The sequence below is a fragment of the Deinococcus apachensis DSM 19763 genome (assembly GCF_000381345.1).
GTDB lineage: Bacteria > Deinococcota > Deinococci > Deinococcales > Deinococcaceae > Deinococcus > Deinococcus apachensis.
This window is the reverse complement of record NZ_KB906399.1, coordinates 296714-320844: the sequence shown is the minus strand read 5'-3', so window position 1 is coordinate 320844 and position 24131 is coordinate 296714. Positions and strand designations below refer to the sequence as shown.

The 24131-nt window shown below is 67.9% G+C and carries 24 protein-coding genes; 14 read left to right on the top strand and 10 right to left on the bottom strand.

Going from position 1 to position 24131, the window contains the following annotated elements:
* Positions 1-2: 2 nt before the first annotated feature.
* Positions 3-638, bottom strand: coding sequence for a CBS and ACT domain-containing protein (locus F784_RS0106095; protein ID WP_019585830.1), 636 nt, complete (start codon positions 636-638; stop codon positions 3-5).
* A gap of 118 nt (positions 639-756) precedes the next feature.
* Between F784_RS0106095 and F784_RS0106090 the strand changes: the two genes are divergently transcribed.
* From F784_RS0106090 to F784_RS0106080, 3 genes are all read left to right on the top strand, one after another.
* Positions 757-1254, top strand: a complete 498-nt coding sequence (locus tag F784_RS0106090; protein ID WP_019585829.1) for an OmpH family outer membrane protein — start codon at positions 757-759, stop codon at positions 1252-1254.
* Between the two features lie 91 nt (positions 1255-1345).
* Positions 1346-1822 carry an OmpH/Skp family outer membrane protein gene (locus tag F784_RS0106085; RefSeq protein WP_019585828.1) on the top strand — a complete coding sequence of 159 codons (477 nt, stop codon included), beginning with the start codon at positions 1346-1348 and terminating at the stop codon, positions 1820-1822.
* A gap of 61 nt (positions 1823-1883) precedes the next feature.
* A complete protein-coding gene (locus F784_RS0106080) occupies positions 1884-2306 on the top strand; it encodes a carboxymuconolactone decarboxylase family protein (protein WP_019585827.1) in 423 nt (140 codons plus the stop codon).
* A gap of 20 nt (positions 2307-2326) precedes the next feature.
* Here the strand turns inward: F784_RS0106080 and F784_RS0106075 are convergent, their stop codons facing one another.
* The gene (locus F784_RS0106075; protein ID WP_019585826.1) at positions 2327-3037 is read right to left on the bottom strand and encodes a hypothetical protein; all 711 of its coding nucleotides are present in this window, start codon (positions 3035-3037) and stop codon (positions 2327-2329) included.
* 218 nt (positions 3038-3255) lie between these two features.
* Between F784_RS0106075 and F784_RS0106070 the strand changes: the two genes are divergently transcribed.
* From F784_RS0106070 to F784_RS0106060, 3 genes are all read left to right on the top strand, one after another.
* A complete protein-coding gene (locus tag F784_RS0106070) occupies positions 3256-4017 on the top strand; it encodes an electron transfer flavoprotein subunit beta/FixA family protein (protein WP_019585825.1) in 762 nt (253 codons plus the stop codon).
* Positions 4014-4961, top strand: coding sequence for an electron transfer flavoprotein subunit alpha/FixB family protein (locus F784_RS0106065; RefSeq protein WP_019585824.1), 948 nt, complete (start codon positions 4014-4016; stop codon positions 4959-4961). The genes F784_RS0106070 and F784_RS0106065 overlap by 4 nt, the downstream gene beginning before the upstream one ends.
* A 109-nt stretch (positions 4962-5070) precedes the next feature.
* Positions 5071-5709: a phospholipase A2 gene (locus F784_RS0106060; RefSeq protein ID WP_019585823.1), complete on the top strand. Its 639-nt coding sequence runs from the start codon at positions 5071-5073 to the stop codon at positions 5707-5709.
* Positions 5710-6012: 303 nt separating this feature from the next.
* Here F784_RS0106060 and F784_RS0106055 read toward each other — a convergent pair whose 3' ends face one another.
* Complete coding sequence (locus F784_RS0106055) at positions 6013-6408, bottom strand: Hsp20/alpha crystallin family protein (protein ID WP_019585822.1); 396 nt, start codon at positions 6406-6408, stop codon at positions 6013-6015.
* A 128-nt stretch (positions 6409-6536) separates the two neighbouring features.
* Here F784_RS0106055 and miaA point away from each other — a divergent pair, with 128 nt between their 5' ends.
* Positions 6537-7448, top strand: coding sequence for a tRNA (adenosine(37)-N6)-dimethylallyltransferase MiaA (gene miaA / locus F784_RS0106050; protein WP_019585821.1), 912 nt, complete (start codon positions 6537-6539; stop codon positions 7446-7448).
* 230 nt (positions 7449-7678) lie between these two features.
* A complete protein-coding gene (gene glgC, locus F784_RS0106045) occupies positions 7679-8920 on the top strand; it encodes a glucose-1-phosphate adenylyltransferase (protein ID WP_026332306.1) in 1242 nt (413 codons plus the stop codon).
* A 97-nt stretch (positions 8921-9017) separates the two neighbouring features.
* On the opposite strand, the gene F784_RS0106040 is transcribed toward glgC, so the two are convergent.
* On the bottom strand, positions 9018-10664 hold the full coding sequence (locus F784_RS0106040) for a methylmalonyl-CoA mutase family protein (protein WP_019585819.1): 1647 nt from the start codon (positions 10662-10664) through the stop codon (positions 9018-9020).
* Between the two features lie 115 nt (positions 10665-10779).
* Here F784_RS0106040 and F784_RS22390 point away from each other — a divergent pair, with 115 nt between their 5' ends.
* The 5 genes from F784_RS22390 (at position 10780) to F784_RS0106015 (ending at position 15904) form a co-directional block, all read left to right on the top strand.
* The gene (locus F784_RS22390) at positions 10780-11724 is read left to right on the top strand and encodes a hypothetical protein (RefSeq protein WP_019585818.1); all 945 of its coding nucleotides are present in this window, start codon (positions 10780-10782) and stop codon (positions 11722-11724) included.
* A 174-nt stretch (positions 11725-11898) separates the two neighbouring features.
* A complete protein-coding gene (gene typA / locus F784_RS0106030; RefSeq protein WP_019585817.1) occupies positions 11899-13680 on the top strand; it encodes a translational GTPase TypA in 1782 nt (593 codons plus the stop codon).
* A gap of 205 nt (positions 13681-13885) precedes the next feature.
* On the top strand, positions 13886-14875 hold the full coding sequence (locus tag F784_RS0106025; protein ID WP_019585816.1) for a hypothetical protein: 990 nt from the start codon (positions 13886-13888) through the stop codon (positions 14873-14875).
* 91 nt (positions 14876-14966) lie between these two features.
* Complete coding sequence (locus F784_RS0106020) at positions 14967-15494, top strand: hypothetical protein (RefSeq protein WP_019585815.1); 528 nt, start codon at positions 14967-14969, stop codon at positions 15492-15494.
* Positions 15495-15697: 203 nt separating this feature from the next.
* Entirely contained in the window at positions 15698-15904 is a 207-nt protein-coding gene (locus F784_RS0106015) for a DUF1540 domain-containing protein (RefSeq protein ID WP_019585814.1), read from the top strand.
* A gap of 64 nt (positions 15905-15968) precedes the next feature.
* On the opposite strand, the gene mntE is transcribed toward F784_RS0106015, so the two are convergent.
* Positions 15969-16856 carry a manganese efflux transporter MntE gene (mntE, locus tag F784_RS0106010; RefSeq protein ID WP_019585813.1) on the bottom strand — a complete coding sequence of 296 codons (888 nt, stop codon included), beginning with the start codon at positions 16854-16856 and terminating at the stop codon, positions 15969-15971.
* A 109-nt stretch (positions 16857-16965) separates the two neighbouring features.
* On the opposite strand from mntE, the gene F784_RS0106005 reads away from it, so the two are divergent.
* Positions 16966-19200 carry an ATP-dependent helicase gene (locus tag F784_RS0106005; RefSeq protein ID WP_019585812.1) on the top strand — a complete coding sequence of 745 codons (2235 nt, stop codon included), beginning with the start codon at positions 16966-16968 and terminating at the stop codon, positions 19198-19200.
* A gap of 3 nt (positions 19201-19203) precedes the next feature.
* On the opposite strand, the gene F784_RS0106000 is transcribed toward F784_RS0106005, so the two are convergent.
* The 5 genes from F784_RS0106000 to F784_RS0105980 form a co-directional block, all read right to left on the bottom strand.
* Positions 19204-19665, bottom strand: a complete 462-nt coding sequence (locus tag F784_RS0106000; RefSeq protein ID WP_019585811.1) for an NUDIX domain-containing protein — start codon at positions 19663-19665, stop codon at positions 19204-19206.
* Positions 19666-19957: 292 nt separating this feature from the next.
* A complete protein-coding gene (locus F784_RS0105995) occupies positions 19958-21361 on the bottom strand; it encodes a hypothetical protein (protein WP_040382570.1) in 1404 nt (467 codons plus the stop codon).
* 40 nt (positions 21362-21401) lie between these two features.
* Positions 21402-22208, bottom strand: coding sequence for an NAD(+) diphosphatase (gene nudC / locus F784_RS0105990; protein WP_245557765.1), 807 nt, complete (start codon positions 22206-22208; stop codon positions 21402-21404).
* A 28-nt stretch (positions 22209-22236) separates the two neighbouring features.
* Positions 22237-22878, bottom strand: a complete 642-nt coding sequence (locus tag F784_RS0105985) for an NADPH-dependent F420 reductase (protein WP_019585808.1) — start codon at positions 22876-22878, stop codon at positions 22237-22239.
* 61 nt (positions 22879-22939) lie between these two features.
* Entirely contained in the window at positions 22940-24055 is a 1116-nt protein-coding gene (locus F784_RS0105980) for a vWA domain-containing protein (protein WP_019585807.1), read from the bottom strand.
* Between the last annotated feature and the right edge of the window lie 76 nt (positions 24056-24131).

Sequence of the window (24131 nt, the reverse complement as noted above, 5' to 3'; positions counted from 1 at the left end):
ACCTACTCCAGCACGTCGATGCCCGCCTCGCGCGCCCGGGTGCGGGCTTCCCGGGCACCCTCGCCGGTCACGCGCATCACGAAGCGGCGGCGGGGCTGCCCACCCTGGTCGCGGTGGCCGTAGGTCGCCACGCTGATGATGTTGCTGGGCTGCGCGGCATCGGCGGCACGCGCGAGGCTGCCCGGCTGGTCGGGCATGTCGAGGGTCAGGCGCACGCCGCCCTCCTTGAGTCCCATGATGTCGATAAAGGCGCGCAGCACGTCAGTGATGGTGATGATGCCGGTCATCTTTCCCGAGCCGTCCAGCACGGGCAGGCCGCCCACCCCGTACTCCTGCATCCGCAGGGCGGCGTCCTCCATGTGCTCGCTCTCGTCAGCGGTGATCACGGGACGGGCCATCATCTCGCTCACGGTCAGCTTGCTCAGCAGGTAGTTCAGCTCCCACACGCTGAGGGTGGTCGCCTTGCTGGGCATTGCGTCCTTGAGGTCCTTACGGGTGGTGATCCCCACCAGCCGGTCTCCGTCCATGACGGGCAGGCGGCGAAAGCCCCGTTCCTTCAGAATTTTCAGGGCGTCCATGACCGGGGTGTCGGGGGTCACGGTGATGGGGCCTTTGGTCATCCAGTCGCTGACAAGCATGACTCAGCTTACCTTTCCCGCAGGCAGGGGGGTCGTCTGATCCCCCGCTGACGCCCGATGTGAAAAGACTGTTGACCTGTTCATTCGGCTCAGAAAGGGCCGTGCTAGCGTGCCGCCCATGAAGATGAACGCCAAGGCGCTCGCCCCCCTCGCCCTCGTGGCCGCATTCGGCCTGGGGACGCTGGCCCCGCACGCCCAGACCACCCCTCAGAAGATCGGCTTCGTGAATGTGCAGTCCATCCTCAATGCGCAGGATGCCGGGAAGCAGCTCGGCGACCTGCAGAAGAAGGCGGACGCTGAACTCGGCGACCTCCAGAAGCAGATTCAGACCATTGACGCCAAGGGCAACGCGGCGACCGCTGCCGACAAGGACAAGCGTGCCCAGCTTGTCAGCACCTACCAGGCGCGTGGCAAGACCTACAACGACCAGATGACGGCCCTCCAGCCCAAGCTCACGGCTGCGGAAAAGGCCGCCGACACGGCGATCAGCAGCGTCGCCAAGACCAACGGCTACAGCATCGTGATGGACAGCGGTGTGGCGGCCCAGGGTCTGGTCGTGTACGCGGACAACAGCACCGACCTGACGAGCGCGGCCCTCAAGGCCCTCAAGCCCTGAGCGGAAGGGTGACCGGGTTGGCCCCCGCCCCCCACGCGGGGGCTTCGCCTTGCCCGGTGCCCCCGCCCCACGAACCGGAGAGAGGAGACCCATGAGAAAAGCATTCCTGATCCTGCCGCTCGCGCTGTTGGCGACCGTGCCGCACGCGCAGCAGCGCAAGGGCCGCGTCGGCTTCGTGGACGTGCAGCAGGCCGTGGCGACCCTGCCCGGCAGCAGCGGCTACCTCAGCCTGAGCAAGAAGGTAGACGCCGACCTGGCGAAGAAGCAGGCGAGGATTCAACAGCTCGCCACCAAGGCTGCCGCCACCCGCAGCGCCGCTGACCAGCAGGCCCTCGGCCACGCGCAGCGGGATTTCCTGGCGACCCAGAAGGGCCACCAGAGCCGCCTGAACACCGCGTTTGGGCCACTGGCAAAGAAGGTCAACGCAGCCATCGCCAGCGTGGCGAAGAGCAATGGCTACTCGGTCGTGTTTGATCGCCGCATCGCGGCCCAGTCCAAGCTGGTCGTATACGCTAATACCCAGGCGACCGACCTCACCGCCGCCGTCATCAAGGCGCTGAAGAAGTAAGCTCGCGCGGACAGCTAGGCCCACCCTCATTTCCGGGGGTGGGCCTGCTACGCTTTCCCGCATGACGGACGGCGACCAGGCTGGGGCAGAGGAAGGCACCGAAACGGCCCGACGCCGGATTTTCGGTGAGCAGGAGGACCGCATCCTAGCCCGCCTCGCCGCCCTCGATCCCGACCTGATGCGCTATGTGCGCGACTTCGCCTACGACACCGTGTACGAGCGACCCGGCCTGGACCTGAAGACCAAGGAACTCATCGCTTCGGCCCTGCTCGTGTCGCTGGGCAGCCCCACCGAGTTGCGGACGCACCTGCGCGGCGCCCTGCGTGCTGGGGCGACCGAGGCGGAGGTCCGCGAGATGTTGCTGCTGTGCGTGCCCTACCTGGGTTTTCCCCGTGTGGTGGCCGCGTTCACGCAACTCCAAGCCCTGCTGGACGCCCGGCGGGGTGAGCAGGAACAGGAAAAAGCCCCCACCCGCGAGGAGTGAGGGCTTGGCCTTTAAGCAGTTTAGAACGTGGTCTTGATGCCGACGCGGGCCTTGAAGACGGTGCCGGGGCGAACGACGAGGTCATTGTAGAAGGGATAGCTGCCATCACTGGGGGTGATGGAGTCGTTGGTGGTGCCGTCGCTGCTCCTAACGTTGATTGTACCCTTGAAGAACTGGTCCACGCCGAGGTCACCCACCAGGCTCAGGTTGCCGGTCAGGGGATAACTCACCATCACGCCCGCGCCGATGCCAAACTCGTTGCTGGCGAAGGTCGTGGTGTCGTTTTCCGAGGTGACGTTGCTATGGAACATGCCGTAGCGGCCACCAGCGTACAGAGCAGTGCTGAGCCCGGGGCTCACTTCGCCCAAGTTATAGGTCCCGTCCAGGCTGAAAACGGTGTAGCTGCCCGACTCAGTTGCACCGGTGGCCTGCTTCAAGTCCCCGAAGGTGATGTCGGCGCTAGTCCCCGTGTTCGTGAATTTGGCGTTGTCGTTGATGGCGTCACTTGGACGAGTCAGCGCCACGCCCGCCTTGACGCCGAAGGGGCCAGCCACGTTCGGCACATGGACGAACACTTCGCCGCTCAGGCCGTTGGCGTAGCCGCCGGTCAGGCCCAGCTCGACGCCGTTCAGACCGGTCATAACCGGGGTGGCGGAGATGGTAGTCGTCGTGGTCTGGGCGCCCGCAGTGGCGAGGCCAGCGCAAAGAGTCAGGGCAAGAACCTTTTTCATATCGATTGGTAGCCTGACTCACGAAGATGAGCCGTCCACCTCATGAGACTCACTGCCGCTTTATAAACTGGACAGATCGGCGTCAGGTCCGGGGGATGCGATGGGTGGCCTCACCGTGTCCAGGCTGCTAAACTTGAACCGAGTGTAATTCGACTTATGGGGAAAGTTCGGGGCGCCCAGAGCCATCACATCCGCCCCAGCTTTACCCTGGAGGAGCCATGAAGATTCTGACCCTGGTACGCCAAGTGCCCGACGCGGAGGCCCGCGTGAAGATCAATGCCCAGCAGGTGGACCTGGAGGGCGCGACGCTCGTGATCGACGGCATGGACGAGTACGGCGTGGAGGAAGCCCTGCGCCTGCGCGAGGGCGGCGCGAACGTCGAGGAGATCGTCGCCCTGGCCGTCGGCCCCAAGCGGGTGGAGGACGCCCTGCGGACCGCCCTGGCGATGGGTGTGGACCGCGCCATCCATGTCGAGACGGACGAAAAGCTCGACCCCATCGCCCTGAGCGGCATCGTCGCGCAGGTGGCGCAGGCGGAGGGCGCCGGGCTCGTCCTGGTTGGCGGGCAGGAGGCCGACTGGGACAGCCAGGCGCTGGGGGCCGCGACCGCCGAGCGGCTGGGCTGGCCGCAACTGACCTGGACGAACGAGTTGAAGGTCGAGGGCGACACTCTGACCGGCCGCCACGACGTGGACGACGGCAACGAGAGCTTCCGCGCCTCTCTTCCCGCCGTGGTCACCACCCAGCAGGGCCTCAACGAGCCGCGCTACCCGACGCTGCCCAACATCATGAAGGCCAAGCGCAAGGAACTCCGCAAGGACGACCTCGCCACGTACGGCGCGCAGCCCCGTGTCCGGGTCGTGAACAGCGAGATTCAGACCCGCGCCCGCCTGAACAGGATGATCGACGGCAAGGACCCGCAGGCCGCCGCCCAGCAACTCCTCGAGCTCCTGCGGAACGAAGCGAAGGTGATCGCATGATCCTGATCGTCGCCGAACATGCGGGCGGACAGCTCGCCAAGTCCACCCTTGAAATGGTCACCGCTGCCCGCGAGTCGGGGCGGGAGGGGCCGGTCACCGTCCTCGTCCTGGGCCAGAACGTCGCGGAGGTCGCCAACGCCGCTGCGGCCTTCGCCGACCAGGTCCTCGTCGCGGACCTTCCGGGGCTCGCCACCTACAACGCCGAGGTGTGGGCCGCGGCGACCGCCCAGATCGCGCAGGAGGGCGAGGCGCACACGGTCATCATCGGCGGCAGCCGCTCGGGCCGCGAGTACGCTCCCCGCGTGGCCGTGAAGCTCGACGCCCCCTACCTGGAGGACGCCATCGCCTTGAAGGCGAACGGGAACGCCCTCCAAGCCCAGCGCTACACCTACCTGGCCCGCGTGACCGAGACAGTCGAGGCGGAGGCGCCCGTGATCGTCGTGACCGTGAAGCCCGGCTCCTTTGCACCGGCCGCCGCCGCCGCTGCGGGTGAGCAGTACGACGTGGAACTCGACCTGCCCGCCCCCCGCATCGAGGTGACCGGCCGCAGCCTCGAGAAGAGCAGCCGCGTCGCGCTGACCGAGGCCGACGTGATCGTAACCGGCGGGCGCGGGGTGGGCAGCCCCGAGAACTTCGCCACCTACGTCGAGGGCCTCGCCGACCGCCTGGGTGCGGGTGTTGGCGCGACCCGCGCGGTCGTGGACGCGGGCTGGCGCCCCTACGCCGAGCAGGTAGGGCAGACCGGCAAGACCGTGCAGCCTAAGGCCTACGTCGCCCTGGGCGTGAGCGGCGCCGTGCAGCACCTCTCCGGCATGGGCAAGAGCAAGTACATCGTGGCGATCAACAAGGACGCCGAGGCCCCGATCTTCAAGGTCGCGGACTACGGCATCGTGGGCGACGTGAACCAGATTGTGCCCGCGCTTATCGAGGCCGCCCGCAAGTAGGCCCCACCACCCTCACGCCGCCCCCTCCGAAGTGGAGGGGGCGGCGTTTTCCATTGGGAGGTGGGCTACACTGGGCCAACAGCACAACTCAGCCGCTCAGGAGCCGCCCATGAAGAGAATTGCCGCCCTCGCCGTCCCCCTGATCGCCGCCCTCGCTGCCTGCGGGCAGTCGCCCACCGCCTCTGCCCCCGGCACCCTGACTGCCGACTACGCCACCCGCCCCGAGCTTCAGGACGCGGGGAGCCAGGCAATCCTGGCCCGCTACGGGGACGACCCCGGCCTGCTCGCTGCGCTTCAGGAGGCGTACGGGGAGCGCCCGGCGAACCTGACCCTCCCCGCCGCGCCGGGCCTGACCGGGTTGGACCTGGCCTCGGACCGCCTCGCCTACATCAAGCGCGTCGGCTGGGGCACGGTGCCTGCCTACAACTCCCAATATGCCAGCCAGGACGCCATCAACATGCTCTATCCCGGCCTCGACTGGACGCGCGACGGGTGCAGCGCTCCCGACAGCCTGGGCCTGGGCTACCGCGAGGACTTCCGGCCCGCCTGCAACGTGCATGACTTCGCCTACCGCAATCTCAAGGTGTACGAGCGCACCAGCGCCAACCGCCAGACGAGCGACAGCGCCTTTTACACCAACATGAAGACGATCTGCTCGGCCAAGAGCTGGTACGCCCGCCCCGCCTGCTACAGCGCGGCCTATGCCTACTACGAGGGCGTGCGAATCGGCGGGAGCAGCAGTTTCTAGGAAATAAGCAATGCCGGGGCCTAAAAGGGAACACAGGCCCACAGACCGGACCAAAAGGAAAGCGAGAAATTCAGGCTTTGATCTCCACCAAGGACGACGCTCTTGTGCCCCCACCTTTTTAACTGTTCTGACCCTCTCCCCTCGTGGGAGAGGGCCTGGCGCAGCCAGGGGTGAGGAGGCGCACAACGGGCGAACGCGGCCAATGAGGGCAGGTTTCAGCGGTTGTACCGAGTGGAGGTAAAAGCCTGCGGAAACTCCCCCTCGACTTGCAGGGGGAGTTGAGTGAGTGCTCCCAGCGCTCGCTCAGGCCTGCTCGTCCTCCAGGGGATGCACGTCAATGGTGGGGTGGCGTTTCTCGAAGCGCACGCTGAGCACCCCGGCGGTCAGGGTCGCCTGTCCGGTCTGCGGCACCACGGGCTCGGGGAAGGCGAGGGTGCGGGTAAAGGCGCCGCCGGGCCGCTCGGCGTGCAGGGCGTGATCAGGCGGGTCGCGGCGCCCGGCCACGGTCACGCTGTCCCCCTCCTCATGCAGTTCCAGGGTGCCAGGATCGACGCCGGGCACGTCGAGCAGCAGCCGTAGGTGGGTCCCCTCGTCCAGCCAGTCGGCGGGGGGCGTCCAGGGTCCCCCCGTGCCCAGCGACTCGACCTCCTCCCGCAGGGCCATCAGGTGTTGCAGGCGGGCAAGAACCGGCTCGTTCATGCCGTCCAAACTACCACCACTTTCTGGGTGCGGGGTCAGGAAAAAGTACAGGTCGGGAGCACCGTTTCCCCGGGAACAGCCAGCCACCTCCCCCCCTTCCACCATCGGTTCACCTCTAGAATCCCCGTGTGACGGTCATCCCCATCCTCACCGCGCCGACGGCGGCGGGCAAGACGGCGCTCGCGCTGGACCTCGCGCGGCAGTTCCCGCTGGAGATCGTTGCGGCGGACGCCTTCACGGTGTACCGGGGGCTGGACATCGGCACGGCCAAGCCCACCCCGGCCGAACGTGAGGCCTTGCCCCACCACCTGCTCGACGTGGCCGACGTCACCGAGGACTACGACGTGGCCCGCTACACGCGGGAGGCGGAGGCCGCCATCGCGGACGTGCTCGCGCGGGGGCGCCTGCCGCTGGTGGTGGGGGGCACCGGCTTCTACCTCTCGGCCCTGGTGCGCGGCCTGCCACTGACGCCGCCCGCCGACCCCGAAGCGCGTGCGGAAGTGGAGGCCGATCTCGCCTCGCGCGGCCTGAACGCCGTGCTCGCCGAGGTGGAGGCCCGGAATCCCGCCGAAGCCGCGCGGCTGGAGCGCAATCCCCGCCGGGTGGTGCGGGCGCTAGAGGTCTACCGCCGGACTGGCCGCTTTCCGGGCGAGTTCGGGTATCGTCCCCCCGCCTTCGCCTACCGCATCCTCGCCTTCACCCACCCCTGGCCGGAGCTGGAGGCCCGAATCGCCGCCCGGGTGGACGTCATGCTGGAGGGGGGCTGGCCCGAGGAGGCCGCCTGGCTCGCCCGGCAGGTGCCCCCCGACCTGGAGCCGCGCCCGACCGCCTGGCAGGCCCTGGGTTACCGCGAGGCGCTCGCCCTCCGGCAGGGCACCCTGACCCGCGAGGAGGCCACCCGCCGCATCACGCTGGCCACCCGCCAGTACGCCAAGCGGCAGCTCACCTGGGCACGAACGCAACTGGGCGCGTCCGACGCCTCTCCTCAGGACACGCGGGACGCGCTGGCCCGGCTCCTTCCCGAGCTGACGAGCTTCTGAGACTGGTCGCCCGGGTTGAAGCCGACTTGCTCCCACTGGGCGCGGCTCCATGCATTCTTCACGTTCAGACTGACTCCCCGGGTGCGGATCAGGACCCGTTACACTGTGAGCTGAGCACCACCGCCAACGCGCTCCTGGGGAGGAGTTTGTGACTTGAAGGGGGCGCGCCGTCATGGACCCGGCCAGGTCCGGTCTTCTCGCCTTCCGGCGATCCTTAGGGGGGGACTGACATGAAGCCACGTGTACTCGGCATGATCCTCGCGGGCGGGCAGGGCACCCGGCTCGCTCCGCTGACCGTCAAACGTTCCAAACCCGCCGTGCCTTTTGGCAGCAAGTACCGCATCATCGATTTTGCGATCAACAACTTCATCAACTCGGGTGTGTTCTCGATCTACGTGCTGACCCAGTACAAGGCGCAGAGCCTGACCGAGCACATCCAGCGCGGCTGGCGCTTCGGCACCTTCCTGAGCGACTACTTCATCACCCTGGTGCCCGCCCAGATGTACCGCTACGAGGAACTGGGCGCCGTGTGGTACCGCGGCACCGCCGACGCGGTGTACCAGAACCTGCATCTGGTCGACAACTTCGACGCTGATTATGTCGCCATCTTCAGCGGCGACCACATCTACAAGATGAACGTCGAGCACATGCTCCAGTCGCATGTCGACTCGCGGGCCGACGTGACCATCGCCGCCTATCCCATGCCGCGCACCCAGGCCCACCAGTTCGGCGTGATGCAGGTGGACGGTCGCTGGCGAGTGACCGAGTTCCTCGAAAAGCCCAAAGACCCGCCTGGCACTCCTGATGACCCCAACACCAGCCTGACAAGTATGGGCAACTACATCTTCAGCCGCCGGGCGCTGGAGGAACTGCTGCACACATCCATCAGCGGCCAGGAGGATGGATTCGACTTCGGGCACAACGTCATCCCGCGCGCCCTGTCGGACGGCTACCACGTGCAGGCGTACGACTTCCACAAGAATCCCATTCCCGGCCAGGCAGGCCCGAACCTGTACTGGCGCGACGTGGGGACGCTCGACGCCTACTTCGAGGCCAGCCTCGACCTGGTCAGCGTCAACCCCGAGTTCGACATCTACAACCCCGCGTGGCCGCTCCGCACCAGCAGCGAGTTCTCCCCGCCCGCCAAATTCGTCCACGAGGCCGAGGGGCGCAAGGGCCAGGCCTTCAACTCCATCATGGCTGGGGGCTCCATCATCAGCGGCGGGACGGTACGCGACTCCGTCCTGGGCCGCAACGTCCACACCCACTCGTATTCGCTCGTCGAGAGCTGCATTCTGTTCGACGATGTGGAGGTCGGACGCCACTCGCACCTGCGCCGCGTGATTGTGGACAAGAACGTGACCATCCCCCCCGGCACCAAGATTGGCCTCAACCACGAGGAGGACCGCGGGCGAGGCTTCACAGTCACGGAAAACGGCGTGGTGGTGGTGCCGAAGAGCTACACGTTCTGAGGAGCGGTGAGCTATCAGCGGTCAGCCGTCAGAAAGAGCGAAAAGAGGAAGGTGGGCTCTCTCGATTGAGGTACCCACCTTCCTCTCTTTCTGATCCCTACACCAGCACCGGCTCCACGTACTCCCCGTACACCCGCTTCAGCGTGTCCATCTGCTCGCCCAGCGTGGTGTAGGCGTGGGCGCATTCCAGGAAGGCGGGCATGGTGTTCGCGCCCGTAATGGCAGCGTCGCGCAAGGCGTTCAGGGCCGCCTCCGCCCGCTTAGGGTCGCGCTCGCGTCGCACCTGGGCCAGCCGCGCCTCCTGCACCCGCTCGACCTCCGGGTCGATCAGCTGAATGGGCACCTCCACCGCGTCCTGTACGAAGTCGTTCACCCCGACGATGATGCGGTCCTTCGTCTCGACCTCACGCTGGTAGCGGTAGGCGGCCTCAGCCATCTCCAGCTGGAAGAAGCCCGACTCGATCCCGGCCTCCACCCCGCCCAGCGCGCGGATCTGCTCGATGTAGCCCATCGCGGCGGCCTCGATGTCGTTCGTCAGCCGCTCGACATAGTAGCTACCCGCCAGCGGGTCAATGACGCCCGCCACGCCCGTCTCGTACGCGATGATCTGCTGGGTCCGCAGGGCGATGGTCGCGGCTTCCTCGGTCGGCAGGGCCAGCGCCTCGTCAAAGGAGTCGGTGTGGAGGCTCTGGGTGCCCCCCAGCACGGCGGCGAGCGCCTGGATGGCGACGCGGGCGATGTTGTTCAGCGGTTGCTGCGCGGGCAGGCTGACCCCGGCCGTCTGCGAGTGCGTCCTCAGCATCCACGACTTCGGGTTCTTCGCCCCGTAGCGGTCCCGCATCTGCCGCGCCCAGATGCGGCGGGCGGCGCGCAGCTTGGCGATTTCCTCGAAGAAGTCGTTGTGGATGTCCCAGAAGAACGAGATGCGCGGGGCGAACTCGTCGATGTCCAGCCCCCGCTCCAGCGCCTTTTCCACATAGTGAAAGCCGTCCGCCAGCGTGAAGGCGAGTTCCTGCACGCCCGTCGCCCCCGCCTCGCGGATGTGGTAGCCGCTGACCGAGATGAAGTTCCACCGCGGCACGACCCGGGGACCCCACTCGAAGGTGTCGATCACCAGCTTCACGCTGGGAGAAGGCGGGTAGATGAACTCCTTCTGCGCGATGAACTCCTTGAGGATGTCGTTCTGGATGGTGCCGCCGATCCGCGTCAGGTCCTTGCCCTGCTTCTGCGCGTTGGCGATATACATGGCCCAGATCGCGTTCGCCGGGGAGTTGATCGTCATGGAGGTGGTGACCTGTTCCGGGTCTATCCCCTGGAAGAGGATTTCCATGTCGGCCAGGCTGCTCACCGCCACGCCGCACTTGCCGACCTCGCCCTTGGAGAAGGGATGGTCGGAGTCGTAGCCCATCAGGGTGGGGAGGTCAAACGCCGTGGAGAGGCCCGTCTGCCCGGCGCGCAGCAGCGCGTGGAAGCGTTCGTTCGTCTGCTCGGCGCTGCCGAAGCCCGCGAACATCCGCATGGTCCAGAGCTTGCCGCGGTACACGGAGGACTGCACCCCGCGGGTATACGGGAACTCGCCGGGGTAGCCCAGGTCCCGCTCGGCGTCCCAGTCCTTCAGGTCGTCCGCCGTGTAGATGGGCTCGGGTTCCATATCTGACAGGTTCTTGAAGTTGTACTTGCGCTCGGGAAACTTCTGCGTGGCGGGCTGGTAGACGCTCTGCATCCACTCGTTCTTGGTCTTCATGGGGCACCTCGGCGGGGGCGGGAACGAACGCTCGTTAGGTCGGCTCCAGGGTAGCAGAGTGGCCCAGTCATCTGGCCGATGTGGGGACTTTCCAGACGGCCGTACCCTCGGATGAATGCTCGACCTGCCGACCGCCGCCGACCTCGCTGCCATGAGTCTCGCCGCGCAACACCCCCTCACGCGCACGGGGGTGGACGACTCCATGCGCCTCGCACTGTTGGCCGAGGAACACGCCCTCGACCTGCAACTCGCCACCGACCTTGAGCTGGCGGCGCGCCGGGCCGAGTTCCTGAACGTGGGGCAGCCGCCAGAGGCGTTCCTGAACCGCTGGCTGAAGGTGGAGCCGGACCTGGGCGTCATGCTCTCCATCCGCTTCGAGGGGCTGGACCCGCAAAAGCCTTTCGTGGACGCGAGCGTGACTTCACGGCCTCTGACTCCCTCTGACCTCCCGGCGCTGCGGAGAGCCGCACTGGATGTGTTCGACGCGTTCCGCCCCGCGCGGCTGCGGGTCTGGAGCGCGGCTCCGCTGGACGGGTGGACAGCCGACCTCCCCGGTGCCCGGCCAGATATGCGCGTCCTGGCCGCTCCCCTTAGGGAGTTGCGAGACGGCGAGGTGCCGGACGGCCTCACCCTCCACCCCACCCGTGACCTCGCACACCACGCCGACGCTGTGGCTGCCTACGCGGCCGTGGACGCCGAGCACCCGGAGCATGTCGGGCAGGCGCAGGTGATCGGGGAGGACGCGCTGCGGGAGGCCGCCGACGCGGACACGATGTTCGATGTGCTCTGGCAGGGGCGGTGGAGCGGCTATGCAGGCACGCTGCCCGAAATCCAACTGGGACTTCCCGCCCAGGTCGTGCAGGAACTGCTGCTCGCGCCCCATGCCCGTGGCCTCGGCCTCGGTCCCCACCCCACCTCTCCACCCTCCTCGCCCGCGCCCTGCCTGACGACGGGCGTGTTCTTTCGGGCACCATTCACGGGGAAAATTTCGGCGCGCGGCAAGCGGCCCTCAGGGCCGGGCGGCATGACGTGGAAGGCTGGACCTGGCTCCCCCTCCTGACCTGACCGTGACCTCCACCTGACCCCAACCCCGCCCACATCTGCTAAAATTCTCTTTTGGGTGTCCCGCCCACGCGAGCAACTGTGCGGCGGGCTTTTTCATGCAGCCAGCATCCGCCCCTCGCCTCCCCGGAGTCCCCGGTGGGCGTCACCGGGCGGGGGAGAGGAAAGAAGTATGGAGTACCGCAACATCGCCATCATCGCGCACGTCGACCACGGCAAGACCACGCTCGTGGACGGCCTGCTCAAGCAGACCCTGAAACTCGGCCACGGCGAGGAGATCGCCGAGCGGGCGATGGACAGCAACGACCTGGAAAAGGAACGCGGCATCACCATCCTCGCCAAGAACACGGCCGTCGAGTACAAGGGCGTCAAGATCAACATCGTGGATACGCCCGGTCACGCCGACTTCGGCGGCGAGGTGGAGCGCGTGCTGGGCATGGTGGACGGCGCCCTCGTCCTCGTGGACGCGGCGGAGGGGCCGATGCCCCAGACCCGCTTCGTCCTCCGCAAGGCCATTGAGCTGGGGCTCAAGCCCATCGTGGTGATCAACAAGATCGACCGCCAGGATGCCCGCCCCGAGGAGGTCGTCAACCTCACCTTCGACCTGATGGCCGAGCTCGGAGCGAACGACGACCAGCTCGACTTCCCGATCCTGTACGCCATCGCGCGCGAGGGCAAGGCGTACAGGGACCTCGACAACCCCCAGCCCGACATGCACGAGCTGTTCGAGATGGTGCTGGAGCACATCCCGGCGCCGAAGGTTGACCTGGACGCCCCCTTCCAGATGCTCGTGACGAACCTCGACTACTCCGAGTACCTGGGGCGCATCGTGCTGGGCCGCGTGCAGCGTGGCAAGGTCCGCAAGGGCGAGTTCGTCCAGCTCATCCACAAGGACGGCACGATGACGAAGACGCGCGTCGTGCAGCCCTTCACCCACCTGGGCCTGCGCCGCATCGAGGTTGATGAGGTGGGCGCCGGGGACATCGTCGCTCTGGCGGGCATCGAGGACGCGCAGATCGGCGAGACGGTGGCCGACCTCGCCGACCCCGAGGCGCTGCCCGTCATCACGGTGGACGAGCCGACGGTTTCCATGCTGTTCCAGCCCAACACCTCGCCCTTCGCGGGCAAGGAGGGCAAGTACGTCACGAGCCGTCACCTTAACGACCGCCTCAAGCGCGAGGTCATGACGAACGTGTCGCTGCGCGTGGAGGAAATCCGCCCGGACGAGTTCAAGGTCAGCGGGCGCGGTGAGCTGCACCTCTCGATCCTCCTGGAAACGATGCGCCGTGAGGGCTACGAGGTGCAGGTCGGGGCGCCACAGGTCATCGTGCGCGAGATCGACGGCGTGAAGCACGAGCCCATTGAGCACCTCGTGATCGACGTGCCCGAGCAGTTCTCCTCCACGGTGATCGGTGTGCTGGGCGGGCGCAGGGGCCAGATGGTGAACATGGAGCCGCAGGGCAGCCGCGTCCGCGTGGAGTTCAAGATTCCCTCCCGCGCGCTGTTCGGCTTCCGCACCCAGTTCCTCTCGATGACCCAGGGCGAAGGGATCATGAGCCACATCTTCGACGGGTACGCGCCGTGGGCCGGGGAACTCAAGACCCGCCAGAACGGTTCGCTGGTCAGCATGGAGGATGGCCCCGCCTTCGCGTACTCCATCTTCAAATTGCAGGACCGCGGCACCTTCTTTATCGATGCGGGCACGGAAGTGTACGTGGGCATGATCGTCGGTGAGAACGCCCGCGAGCAGGACATGAACGTGAACGTCTGCAAGAATAAGAAGCTCACGAACATCCGTTCGGCGGGCGCCGACGAGGCGCTGACCCTGATCCCGCCCCGCCGCCTGAGCCTGGAAGACGCGCTGGAGTACATCGCCGACGACGAACTGGTGGAGCTGACGCCCCAGAGCATCCGGCTGCGGAAAAAGGTTCTGAACCCCAGCTTCCGGAAGTAATCGCCGCCCGCCAGGGCCGAGAGAAGTGAGAAGCGAAAAGACCCCCGGGCCGCCCGGGGGTTTCTGTCTATGGCTGGAACAGTGGGGCCGGAGCCGGGTGCTTTTCGGCCCCTCCACCTTTTGGCGGAAACTTTCGCTCGCCCGGAGGCGTAACGTGGGGCATGTTTGATCTCGTGTCCGCAGCGCATGACTGGGAAGAGCCGCTATGGAAGCGTTGACCGCGCTGGCGGGCATGGTGGGCTGGGTCGTGCATCCGCTGGCGGCGATGGCCCTGGCGTTCTGGGGATCGGTGATCTTCTCACGCCGGGGCCGAATGTGGCAGCCCGTGGCGTTGGCGGCGGGGCTGATCGTGCTGTTGGCGGTGCTGGGCGCAAGTTGGGTCGTTCACCCGGCGGCGGGGATGCTGCTCGGCTTCTTCGGTTCGCGCGCCTTTCACAAGTGGCAGCGCCGCTGGCCCGGGCTGCTGGCGGGCCTGATCGCGGGCCTGTTCTTCATGGCCCTGGGCGCGGGGTGGCTGATCTTCCCGCTGTTCGTGATGGGCATCGCCTGGGTCTCCACGGCGGGGTGGACGGCCCACGGCGGGCGGGCAGTGGAGGAGGGCCAGGCCGCGCCCCAGGCCCTGCCCGAGCAGGGGGGCGGCCTGCCGGTGGGCGGATTCTCCGGGGGCTGGGCGGACAGGGTCGAGGCCCGCGCCGCCCGCCGAGAGGCCCGGCGTCAGGCCAAGAAGCTCAGGAAGATGGAGCGCGAAGCGGAGGTCGGTGACCCGCCCCCACCCCCGCCGCCCCAGCCTGTTCCCGCCCTCGCCGCCTTCATCCGCGACGAGCGCCTGCCGGGAGAGGCGCGCGCGCAGCTCGCCGCCCTAGACCTGCGGACCCGCGAGGCCCTGACCCACCTGGAAGCCCTGGGCCAGCAGGGGAGCGAGGCCGCCTACCTCGCCCGCGCCGTGCGGGACGAATACGCGCCGACCGCCGTGCAGGCCTACCTGAAGCTGCCGCCCACCCTGGCGAACAGCCAGCCCCTTCAGGATGGCAAGACCGGCCGCGACCTGCTGCGCGAGCAGCTCGACCTCCTGCTGAACGCCGTGCAAGACATCCTGGGCACCGCCCTGCGCTCGGGCGGCCAGGAACTGCTGACCCACCAGCGTTTCCTGGAGGAGAAGTTCCGCAAGCCGCAGCGCGGCGACCTGGAGGTGTAGGGGGCACGCGGCCCACCTGTGTGGACAGGGGGCGACTGTCCCCTTGGTTTTCAGGGGTCTGCTCCTTATCTTGACCTAGGAACTCAGGATTATGACCAGACCCGCCCCTGCCACCCTCCAGACTCCAGCCCCCGTTTCCGGCGACCTCCGCACCGCCTCGCTGCTGCTGGCGGCGGAGGCGGTGCTGGCCCACCTTTACCCCCGCGCGCCGTTGCGGTTGGACCAGGTGTCGCTGGGAGAGACCCCTGGCGTGACGTACGCCCTGGCGCCCGATCCCCAGGCGCTCGCCCTCAATCGCGGGCTGCGCGAGGAGGTCGCGCTCGTCGCCCTGGCGGGGGAGGCGATGGCGCGGCTGCTGGGCATCGAGGGTAGGGGAAAGGTACTTGGGCGTGACGCCCGAGTCCTGCTCGCCTCAGCCCTGCGCGACCCCGAGGAACTGGAGGTGCTGGACGCCCAACTCGCCGTGCTGGAAGCCCGCGCCCGCGCCCTGCTGCGCCGCTCGTGGGCCGAGGTCGAGGTGGTCGCGGCGGGATTGCACGAACACGGCACTCTAGATGCCCAGGCCGTCGCCCACCGAATTGCCTGCGCCCAGGGGATTCGAGGGACGCTCCTCAACTGACGCCTGCGTTCATGCGACCTCATTCTGGTGCGGGATGGTTGGGGTCGGCGGACAGGGAAAATGCCGTCCAGACGCGCCTTCTTCACCTGAAGTAGGAGAATCCTGCCTGGAACAGTCGGTATTGTAAGCCAATGCTTATTTTGCAGGCCGGGTTACCTTCGCTGCCCCTTGCCGGGCGCACTCTGCGGGCAGGAGGCCAGACCATGAACGACATGCAGAGCATGCAGGGCGACGGGCAGAAGAGCGTCGTGAGCCGTTGTGGCGCCACCAACTGCCGCTACAACGAGAACGAGCAGTGCATGGCCGGGCAGATCGAGGTCAACTTCAGCGGCCAGATGGCCCAGTGCATGACCTTCAGCCCTGAAGACCAGATGGGCGACACCCAGACGATGGGCGAGGGCGTCCACTGACAGCGTGAGGTGCAGACGAGCGGGCCGGGCTCTGAATGCCCGGCCCGCTTTTCGCCGCCCCGCCCTAAAGCACCAGGACGCCGTGGTGCTTGGCCTTCTCCTGGGGTTCGACGTGGATGGTGACGTGCGCGCCGGGCATCTCGGAGCGGAGAGCGTCCTCCAGCCGGTCGCAGATGGCGTGAGCCTGCGTGACGGTCATGTCCCCCGGCACCACGAGGTGAAACTCGATAAACGTCACCTGCCCGGCGTGACGGGTCCGCAGGTCGTGCATCTCCAGGGCGCCCTCCGCGTGTTCGCTCATGGCGTGGCGGATGCGGGCCTCGGTGGCGGGGTCCACGCCCGCGTCCATCAGTCCGCCGACGCTCTCGCGCACCAGGCCCCAGCCGCTCCACACGATGTTCCCGGCGACCAGCAGGGCAAGCGCCGGGTCGAGCCACGAGAACCCCGTCAGCCGCGCGAGGAGCACGCCCACCAGCACGCCCACGCTCGTCACCACGTCGGTCACGATGTGTCGCCCATCGGCGAGCAGGGCCGGTGACCGCGCCGCCCGCCCCGCCCGCAGCAGCACGGCCGCCCACACCCCGTTGAGTGCGCTCGCGCCCAGGTTGACGAGCAAACCGGCCCAGGGCGCCTCCACAGGCCGGGGGTTGAGGAGCACCGGCCAGGCCTCCCGGGCAATACTGACCGCCGCCAGCACGATCAGAACGCCCTCCGCCACCGCGCTGAAGTATTCGGCCTTCGTGTGCCCGTAGGGGTGGTTCGCGTCGGCGGGCCGGGCCGCCACCCGCAGGGCGATCAGGGCCGCCAGCGCCGCCGCCACGTTGATGATGCTCTCGAGGGCGTCCGAATACAGCGCCACGCTGCCCGTCAGCAGGTAGGCGAGAAACTTCAGGCCCAGCACGACGGTGGCGACCACCACACTGCCCACGGCGATGCTCGTCGTCCGTTCCATAGGGGCGAGGCTAACAGGGTTAGGCGTGGCGAAAGGCGGCACCGGGCCGGGAACACCCGCTGGGGTCTGCGTTACGCCGCTGACGTAACCCCCCTGATACAATCCCCCGGTGACCACCGTGCCGGACCTGCCCGATTCCCCCCTGCTGTCCCAGCTCAATCCCAATCAGGCGCAGGCCGCCAACCACCACACTGGCCCCGCGCTGGTGATCGCGGGGGCGGGCAGCGGCAAGACCCGTACCCTCGTATACCGCATCGCTCACCTGATCCAGCACTACCGGGCGGACCCGGGCGAAATCCTGGCCGTCACCTTCACCAACAAGGCCGCCGCCGAGATGCGCGAGCGCGCCCAGCATCTCGTGCAGGGGGCCGATCGGCTGTGGATGAGCACCTTCCACTCCGCGGGCGTCCGCATCCTGCGCGCGTACGGGGAACACATCGGGCTCCGGCGCAGCTTCGTCATTTACGACGACGATGACCAGATGGACATTCTCAAAGAGGTCATGGGATCCATCCCCGGCATCGGCCCGGACACCAACCCCCGCGTGCTGCGCGCCATCCTCGACCGGGCCAAGAGCAACCTGCTCACGCCCGCCGACCTCGACCGCAACCCCGAGCCCTTCATCAGCGGCCTGCCAAGAGAGGCTGCCGCCGAGGCGTACCGCCGCTACGAGGCGCGCAAGAAGGGACAGAACGCAATTGATTTTGGCGACCTGATTACCGAGACGGTGCGCCTCTTCAAGGAAGTGCCGGGTGTTCTTGACCGCGTTCAGGACCGAGCCCGCTTTATTCACGTGGACGAGTATCAGGATACGAACAAGGCGCAGTATGAATTGACACGCCTTCTGGCGAGCCGGGACCGGAATCTATTGGTCGTCGGGGACCCCGATCAGTCGATTTACAAGTTCCGTGGGGCCGATATTCAAAACATCCTCGACTTTCAGAAAGACTACCCCGATGCCAAGGTCTACATGCTTGAACATAACTATCGTTCGAGTGCCCGTGTTCTCGGCCTCGCCAACAAGTTGATCGAGAACAACTCCGAGCGGCTGGAAAAGACGCTGCGGCCCGTCAAGGAGGAGGGGCACCCGGTCCTTTTCCACCGGGCGACGGACCACCGCTCGGAGGGGGACTTCGTAGCCGAGTGGCTGACGCGGCTGCACGCCGAGGGGATGAAGTTTTCGGACATGGCGATCCTGTACCGCACGAACGCGCAGTCCCGCGTGATCGAGGAGTCGCTGCGCCGGGTGCAGATTCCGGCCAAGATCGTGGGCGGCGTGGGCTTCTACGACCGCCGCGAGATCAGGGACGTGCTCGCCTACGCCCGCCTCGCCATCAACCCGGACGACGATGTGGCGCTGCGGCGCATCATCGGACGGCCCCGGCGCGGGATCGGGGACACGGCGCTGGAGCGGCTGATGGAGTGGGCGCGGGTGAACGGGACCTCCATCCTGACGGCCTGTGCGAACGCGGTGGAGCGGGGCATCCTCGACCGCGGCGGGCAGAAGCCGGTTGAGTTCGCCGAATTGATCCACGCGATGAGCGCGGCGGCCGACAACTATGAGCCCGGCCCCTTCCTGCGCTACGTGATCGAGACGAGCGGCTACCTCGACCTGCTGCGCCAGGAGGGGCAGGAGGGCCAGGTCCGCATGGAGAACCTGGAGGAACTCGTCAACGCAGCCGAGGAATGGTCGCAGACGAACGAGGGCACCATTCAGGACTTCCTCGACGACGCGGCGCTCCTTTCCAGCGTGGACGACATGCGCGCGAAGCAGGAAAACCGCGACGTGCCTGAGGACGCCGTCACGCTGATGACGCTGCACAACGCCAAGGGACTCGAATTCCCCGCCGTCTTCATCGTCGGCACGGAGGAGGGACTGCTCCCCAGCAAGAACGCCCTGATCGAGCCGGGCGGGATCGAGGAGGAGCGGCGCCTCTTCTACGTGGGCATCACCCGGGCGATGGAGCGCCTCTTCCTGACCGCCGCGCAAAACCGCATGCAGTACGGCAAGACGAACGCCACCGAGGACAGCCGGTTCCTGGAGGAGATTGAGGGCGGCTTCGACGCGGTGGACCCCTACGGGCAGGTCATCGACTACCGCCAGAAGAGCTGGAAGGACTACCGCCCGACCGTCTCTGCCCGCCCCACCGCCGTCAAAAACACCAGCCCGATGACTGAGGGCATGGCCTACCGGGGCGGCGAGAAGGTCACGCATCCCAAGTTCGGGGAGGGGCAGGTGCTGGCGGTGGCGGGCGTCGGCGACCGGCAGGAGGTCACCGTTCACTTCCCCACTGCTGGAACGAAGAAGCTGCTCGTGAAGTTCGCCAACCTCACCCGGGTCTGAGGCTCAGCCTCGCTCGACGAGGTGGCGCACCTCACCGGGAGCGGCCTTCAGGAACTCGGCCACCGCGAGCGGGTAGACGGGCCGAGTGGCGATTTCCGACACTAGGACCCACTCGCAAATCACGTCGGCGTTGTCCAGCACGGTGAACGCCCCGTCGGGAAGTTCGGGCGGCGCCTCCATGCGGAAGTAGAAACCGATCTCGTGCTGCCGCTTGTGTGTTGGGCCGAAGAAGTTCTCCAGCACGCCGACCAGTCGGAGCGGCCCCGCGCGGGTGCCCGTCTCCTCCTCCCACTCGCGGGCGGCGCAGGTCACCACGTCCTCGTCGGTGGAGAGGGCGCCGCCGGGCAGGAACCAGAAGCCCAGGTTTTCGGCGGTATTTGCCAGCAGGCGGTCACCGCGCACGCAGAGGATGGCGACGCGGACGCTGAACTTCAGGCCGCCGAGGGGGAGACGGATGTCGGTCATGGGAGGCAGTTTGGCGGAAAGGAGGGGTAGGGGGTGGGGGCTCGCCCAGTTCGCCTGTGGCCGTCCTTCTCGACGCGGAATGTTGATCTTGCTGATATCCGAGTCGCGTGCCCACCGTCTCGCTGCGCGAGCAAGGCGGGGTGAAGGCCGTGCGAGAGTGAGCTGCTTGTGGCGATCGGCCGTCTATAGGAGACGGGTTTAAAGAGCGAGCTTTTGGCCCCTCACCCCTTGCGGGGGAGGCTGGGAGGGGGGTGGCAGGCAGCGCCTGCCTACTCCACCCGCCGAGTCTCCCTTACATAGGGTTGAGCCCCGCCTCCGCCCGCACACTCTCGTCCGGGTCACTGAGGAGCCGCTCCCGGACTCCCTCTGGCAAATCGACCCTCCCAGCCACCGCCAGCCGCACCCCCTCGTCCGGGTCGGTGGCGAGGATGGGCAGCAGGACTGGGGGAAGATCGCGGTGTCGGGCGGCGGCGCGCCGAACCCCGGCGTTGATATCAGCGGCGAGGCGGGTCAGCACCTCCTCCCCGGGCGCTTCGGCGTAGGCCACTGCGCGGCGCACCTCCCCATCCGGGTCGGTGGCGAGGCGGGCGAGGCGCTCCTGGTCGAGGTCTGGCCGAACCGCGAGGATGGTGCGGACGGCGGAGTCAGGGTCCCCCAGCAGGGCGTCGAGGACGTTCCCCGTCAGCCCCTCGGCGCTGGCGATGTGCAGCCGGATGTCCTGCTCGGGCGAGCGGGCGAGGGCGAGGATGGCCCCGTCCGGAAGGTCGTTGCGCTCCAGCAGGGCGCGGCGCACGGTTTCGGACTCGTCCCCGGCCAGTTGGGTCAGCCGTTCGGCCCCGGCGTCCGGGCGGCGGGCCAGGGCGGCGCGCACGTCGGGGTCGGCGTCGTGTTCGGCGCGGTCGAGCCAGGGGGCAGGGACACTCCAGGCCTGGAGGGCGGCGGCGCGCACGACCGGCGACTCGTTTCCGGCGAGCCATTCGCGCACGTTGCGGGGCAGGTCCACCCGCCGCGCCAGGGTGGCGAGCACGTCCCCGTCCTCGTCGGTGCCCAGGGTGAGCATGCAGTCGAGCGGCAGGTCCAGCCGCCGAGCGACGCTGGCCCGCACGATCCCGTGGGCATCCTGAACAAGTGTCCGCAGCACGTCGCCGGGCAGGTCGGGGCGGGCGGCCACCGCCTTCCTCACGTCATAGTCGTCGTCCCCCACGAGTTGCCGCACCAGGGCCTCAGGCAGGTCCGCTCGTTTTGCCACCGCCTCGCGCACCTGCCACCCGGCGTCCTGGGCGAGGGCCGCGACCCGCTGCGGCGTCAGGTCCGGCCTCGCCGCCAGCGCCGCCCGCACCCCGAAGTCCTCGTGGCGGGCCGCGCCGTCAAGGACCCAGCCCGGAGCGTCCGGCTGCGACAGCAGGGCGATCACGCCTTCCGCCGGAAAGACGTTCAGCAGGTTGGGGCGGGCCAGGCGTATCAGGGGAAGGCCGGGATTAGCCAGCACCTCGCGCGGGAAGAGGGGCGCAAGTGTCCCCAGCACCTCGACGGGCGTGTTGGGGTGCCGGGCAACGAGGGCCCGCACCCGGCTGTCCGGGTGGGCACTCAGCCCCGCGAGCGTGTCGGCGGTGGCCCGCTCCGCCCCGGCCGCCTCCAGCGCGTCCTCCACACGCAGGGCCGTGAGCGTGCGGGAACCAAGGTCCGGGAAGGTCATGGCGCCCACTATGGCAGAGGGGCGGCGGAAGGACGGTGGTTCATTCCCCGCGGGCCACCGTCTCGATCAGCCTGCGCGCGATGCTGAAGGGCGGGGGCAACGTGGGGAGGCTCTCCACCCTGTACCATCCCGCGTCCTCGATCTCCTCCGGCTGGAGCATGAGGTCGCCGCCCACATACTCGGCGGTGAAGGCGATCATCAGCGAGTGCGGAAAGGGCCACGGCTGGCTGAAGCGGTAGCGCAGCCCGGCGATCTCCACCCCCACCTCCTCGCGCACCTCGCGGTGGCAGGCGTGTTCCAGCGTCTCGGACGGCTCGACGAAGCCCGCCAGCGCGGAATACATCCCGGGCGCGAAGTGTGGGCCACGGGCGAGCAGGAATTCCCGGTTCTCGCCCTCCCCGCGCGTGACGAGCGCCATGACCACTGGGGCGACCCGCGGGTATGCGGTCAGGCCGCAGTTCGGGCACACCTTTGACGTTTCCCGCTCGGAACGGACGGTGGGGGTCGCGCAGGCCCCGCAGAATCTGTGGGTGCGGTCCCACTCCACGATCTGCGCGGCGTAGCCCGCGAGGCCGAAGAGGTCTTCGGGCAGCACGCCGTACACTCCACGTAGAGGGCGGAGCGTGAAGCCCGTGGGGGCCTCGCCGGTCAGCCGCGCACCGAAGACGGGCAGCCCGTCCAGCAGGCCGAGCGGGTTTACGAGATCCACGGGAAATTCCTCCGGGCGTCCCCTCGGCAGCGCGCCGTCCTCCCGCAGCAGGAGGCGACCTTCCAGGAAGATGAAGAGCAGCGCATCGTCCGGGGGAGTCACACGCACGGACGGCACGAAGGAGTCGGGGCGAATCATGCGGGCCAGCATAGGGCCGTGGCTCTCCTCAGCGGTTGAGCAGTTTGAAGGCGTGGTTGCGTTTCGTCCAGCCCGAGTTGAAGCCGTGGACAATCCAGATCATGGCGAGCGGCTCGATAGAGCGGCTCATGGTGATGTCGCCCAGATTGACCACCCCCCAACCGACACTTTCCAGGAGTCGCGTGACCTCGCCCTTTGCCTCCGCGTCATTTCCGGCGATGAACATGTCCGGCTCCCCGCCCGTGAATTCCCGCGGCTTCAGCATCGCGTCGGCGGTGACGATGTTGAGCGCCTTCACCACCCGCGCGCCTGGAATCCAGCCCTGCACCTGCTCGCCCGCCGAGGTGTTCCAGCCCAGCGCGAGGGCGGGCCGTCCGGTCGAGAAGTCCAGCGGGTTGGTGATGTCCACCACGACCTTGCCGTTCAGGTTGTCGGCGCCTGCGAGTTCAAGGGCCTCCCGCGTGCCCGCCCAGTTCGTCGCCAGGAGGACCAGCTCCCCGAAGGCCGCGGCCTCAGAGTTGGGGGCGGCGCGTACGCCCGGATGCTCCGCCACGAAGGCTTCCAGCTTGCCCGGATCGCGCGTGCCGATCACGACCTCGTGTCCGAGCCGCGCCAGATCCGCCGCGAGCGTCCGGCCGACCATGCCGGAACCAATGATGCCCAGTCTCATAGGTGCGGCCTCATGCGCGCAGTGTTCGCCGCTGTCGAGCTTGGAACTGTAAGGAAGCCGCCTACTCCCCCAGCCGCAACACGTCCCCGAAGGGAAAGCCCTCGTCCTCCAGCCCGCCGGGCGGCACCACCCAGAGAGTCGGCATCTTCGGGGGCTGCTCGGGAAAATCCCCGTACCCGTCCGTCAGGTAGACCAGCACGTCCGGCTCGTGCGTCTCGCTGAGGTTGAAGATGGGCCGGAAGTCGGTGCCTCCGCCTCCCTGTGGCTGGGGAATGGTGTCGCCTGGCCGCAACTCGAAGGGGCCGTATGCCTCCGTATCCGCGTAGTAGAGGATGGCCTTGACGTGCGGGTAGGCGCCGAGAACGCCCTGCACCTCGGCGACCAGAGCCCTCACCGCCCCATCGTCCACACTGCCCGAGGTGTCCACCGCAACCAGAGCGGTCAGCGACTCGTCGTCCAGCGCCTCCAGGTACAGCCCGCGCCCCACGAAGCGGCGGTCGAAGCCCCCGAAGTCCACCGGGGTCCGGGCCAGGAAGCGCCACAGTTGCGCCCGCCAGTCCAGCCGCGCGGGGGCCAGCCGGGCCAGTTCGCGGTGCGCTCCCAGCGGATCATCCCCCTTCCCACCGCTCATCGCGTCCACGCTGCGCGCCTGGGCGAGGGCCTGCTGCCACTGCCGCGCCGCCGAGTTGCCGGGTTTGCTCCCCTTGGGCGGGGCGTCGGAGGGTGGGCCGTCGAGCAGGTCGTCCGATTCCTCCTCGCCTTCCTCGGGTGCCTGGCCCTCCAACGCGGTGTAGACCTCCTCCACGCTGAGCTTCTCCAAGTGCTCGTCGCGCGTGGCCTGGGGGGGAACCGGCAGCCCGGTGGCAGCCACCATCCCATTGACAATGGTGTCGGCGGCCCGGTTCCAGCGTTTCTTCTCGCGGGGCCCGCGCCGCTCCACGTGCGACAGCGCCGCGTGCAGCACCTCGTGCAGCAGCAGGCCGTCAAGCACGTCCGGCGGCAGGCTCGCCGCGACCTCCGGGTTCACGTACACCCGCTCGCCGTCGGTGCCCGCCGCGATGACCTCCCGCGACGGCACGAACTCCGCGTGGAGCAGCAGGGTGGCGAAAAAGGCCGACTTGCCGCGCAGACGCAACCGGGAGCCAGAGATGAGGCGCTGGAAGTCGGGGGGGGTCATGCGCGCCCCCAGTGCGGGGAGTGATGGGTGGTCTGTGGGAAGCGGGAAAGACAAGAACTACGGCCCACCAACCACT

Excerpts from the sequence above, each read along its gene's own strand:
- F784_RS0106095 (WP_019585830.1), bottom strand. The coding sequence starts at position 638 with ATGCTTGTCAGCGACTGGATGACCAAAGGCCCCATCACCGTGACCCCC.
- F784_RS0106090 (WP_019585829.1), top strand. The coding sequence starts at position 757 with ATGAAGATGAACGCCAAGGCGCTCGCCCCCCTCGCCCTCGTGGCCGCA.
- F784_RS0106085 (WP_019585828.1), top strand. The coding sequence starts at position 1,346 with ATGAGAAAAGCATTCCTGATCCTGCCGCTCGCGCTGTTGGCGACCGTG.
- F784_RS0106080 (WP_019585827.1), top strand. The coding sequence starts at position 1,884 with ATGACGGACGGCGACCAGGCTGGGGCAGAGGAAGGCACCGAAACGGCC.
- F784_RS0106075 (WP_019585826.1), bottom strand. The coding sequence starts at position 3,037 with ATGAAAAAGGTTCTTGCCCTGACTCTTTGCGCTGGCCTCGCCACTGCG.
- F784_RS0106070 (WP_019585825.1), top strand. The coding sequence starts at position 3,256 with ATGAAGATTCTGACCCTGGTACGCCAAGTGCCCGACGCGGAGGCCCGC.
- F784_RS0106065 (WP_019585824.1), top strand. The coding sequence starts at position 4,014 with ATGATCCTGATCGTCGCCGAACATGCGGGCGGACAGCTCGCCAAGTCC.
- F784_RS0106060 (WP_019585823.1), top strand. The coding sequence starts at position 5,071 with ATGAAGAGAATTGCCGCCCTCGCCGTCCCCCTGATCGCCGCCCTCGCT.
- F784_RS0106055 (WP_019585822.1), bottom strand. The coding sequence starts at position 6,408 with ATGAACGAGCCGGTTCTTGCCCGCCTGCAACACCTGATGGCCCTGCGG.
- glgC (WP_026332306.1), top strand. The coding sequence starts at position 7,679 with ATGAAGCCACGTGTACTCGGCATGATCCTCGCGGGCGGGCAGGGCACC.
- F784_RS0106040 (WP_019585819.1), bottom strand. The coding sequence starts at position 10,664 with ATGAAGACCAAGAACGAGTGGATGCAGAGCGTCTACCAGCCCGCCACG.
- F784_RS22390 (WP_019585818.1), top strand. The coding sequence starts at position 10,780 with ATGCTCGACCTGCCGACCGCCGCCGACCTCGCTGCCATGAGTCTCGCC.
- typA (WP_019585817.1), top strand. The coding sequence starts at position 11,899 with ATGGAGTACCGCAACATCGCCATCATCGCGCACGTCGACCACGGCAAG.
- F784_RS0106025 (WP_019585816.1), top strand. The coding sequence starts at position 13,886 with ATGGAAGCGTTGACCGCGCTGGCGGGCATGGTGGGCTGGGTCGTGCAT.
- F784_RS0106020 (WP_019585815.1), top strand. The coding sequence starts at position 14,967 with ATGACCAGACCCGCCCCTGCCACCCTCCAGACTCCAGCCCCCGTTTCC.
- F784_RS0106015 (WP_019585814.1), top strand. The coding sequence starts at position 15,698 with ATGAACGACATGCAGAGCATGCAGGGCGACGGGCAGAAGAGCGTCGTG.
- mntE (WP_019585813.1), bottom strand. The coding sequence starts at position 16,856 with ATGGAACGGACGACGAGCATCGCCGTGGGCAGTGTGGTGGTCGCCACC.
- F784_RS0106000 (WP_019585811.1), bottom strand. The coding sequence starts at position 19,665 with ATGACCGACATCCGTCTCCCCCTCGGCGGCCTGAAGTTCAGCGTCCGC.
- F784_RS0105995 (WP_040382570.1), bottom strand. The coding sequence starts at position 21,361 with ATGACCTTCCCGGACCTTGGTTCCCGCACGCTCACGGCCCTGCGTGTG.
- nudC (WP_245557765.1), bottom strand. The coding sequence starts at position 22,208 with ATGATTCGCCCCGACTCCTTCGTGCCGTCCGTGCGTGTGACTCCCCCG.
- F784_RS0105985 (WP_019585808.1), bottom strand. The coding sequence starts at position 22,878 with ATGAGACTGGGCATCATTGGTTCCGGCATGGTCGGCCGGACGCTCGCG.
- F784_RS0105980 (WP_019585807.1), bottom strand. The coding sequence starts at position 24,055 with ATGACCCCCCCCGACTTCCAGCGCCTCATCTCTGGCTCCCGGTTGCGT.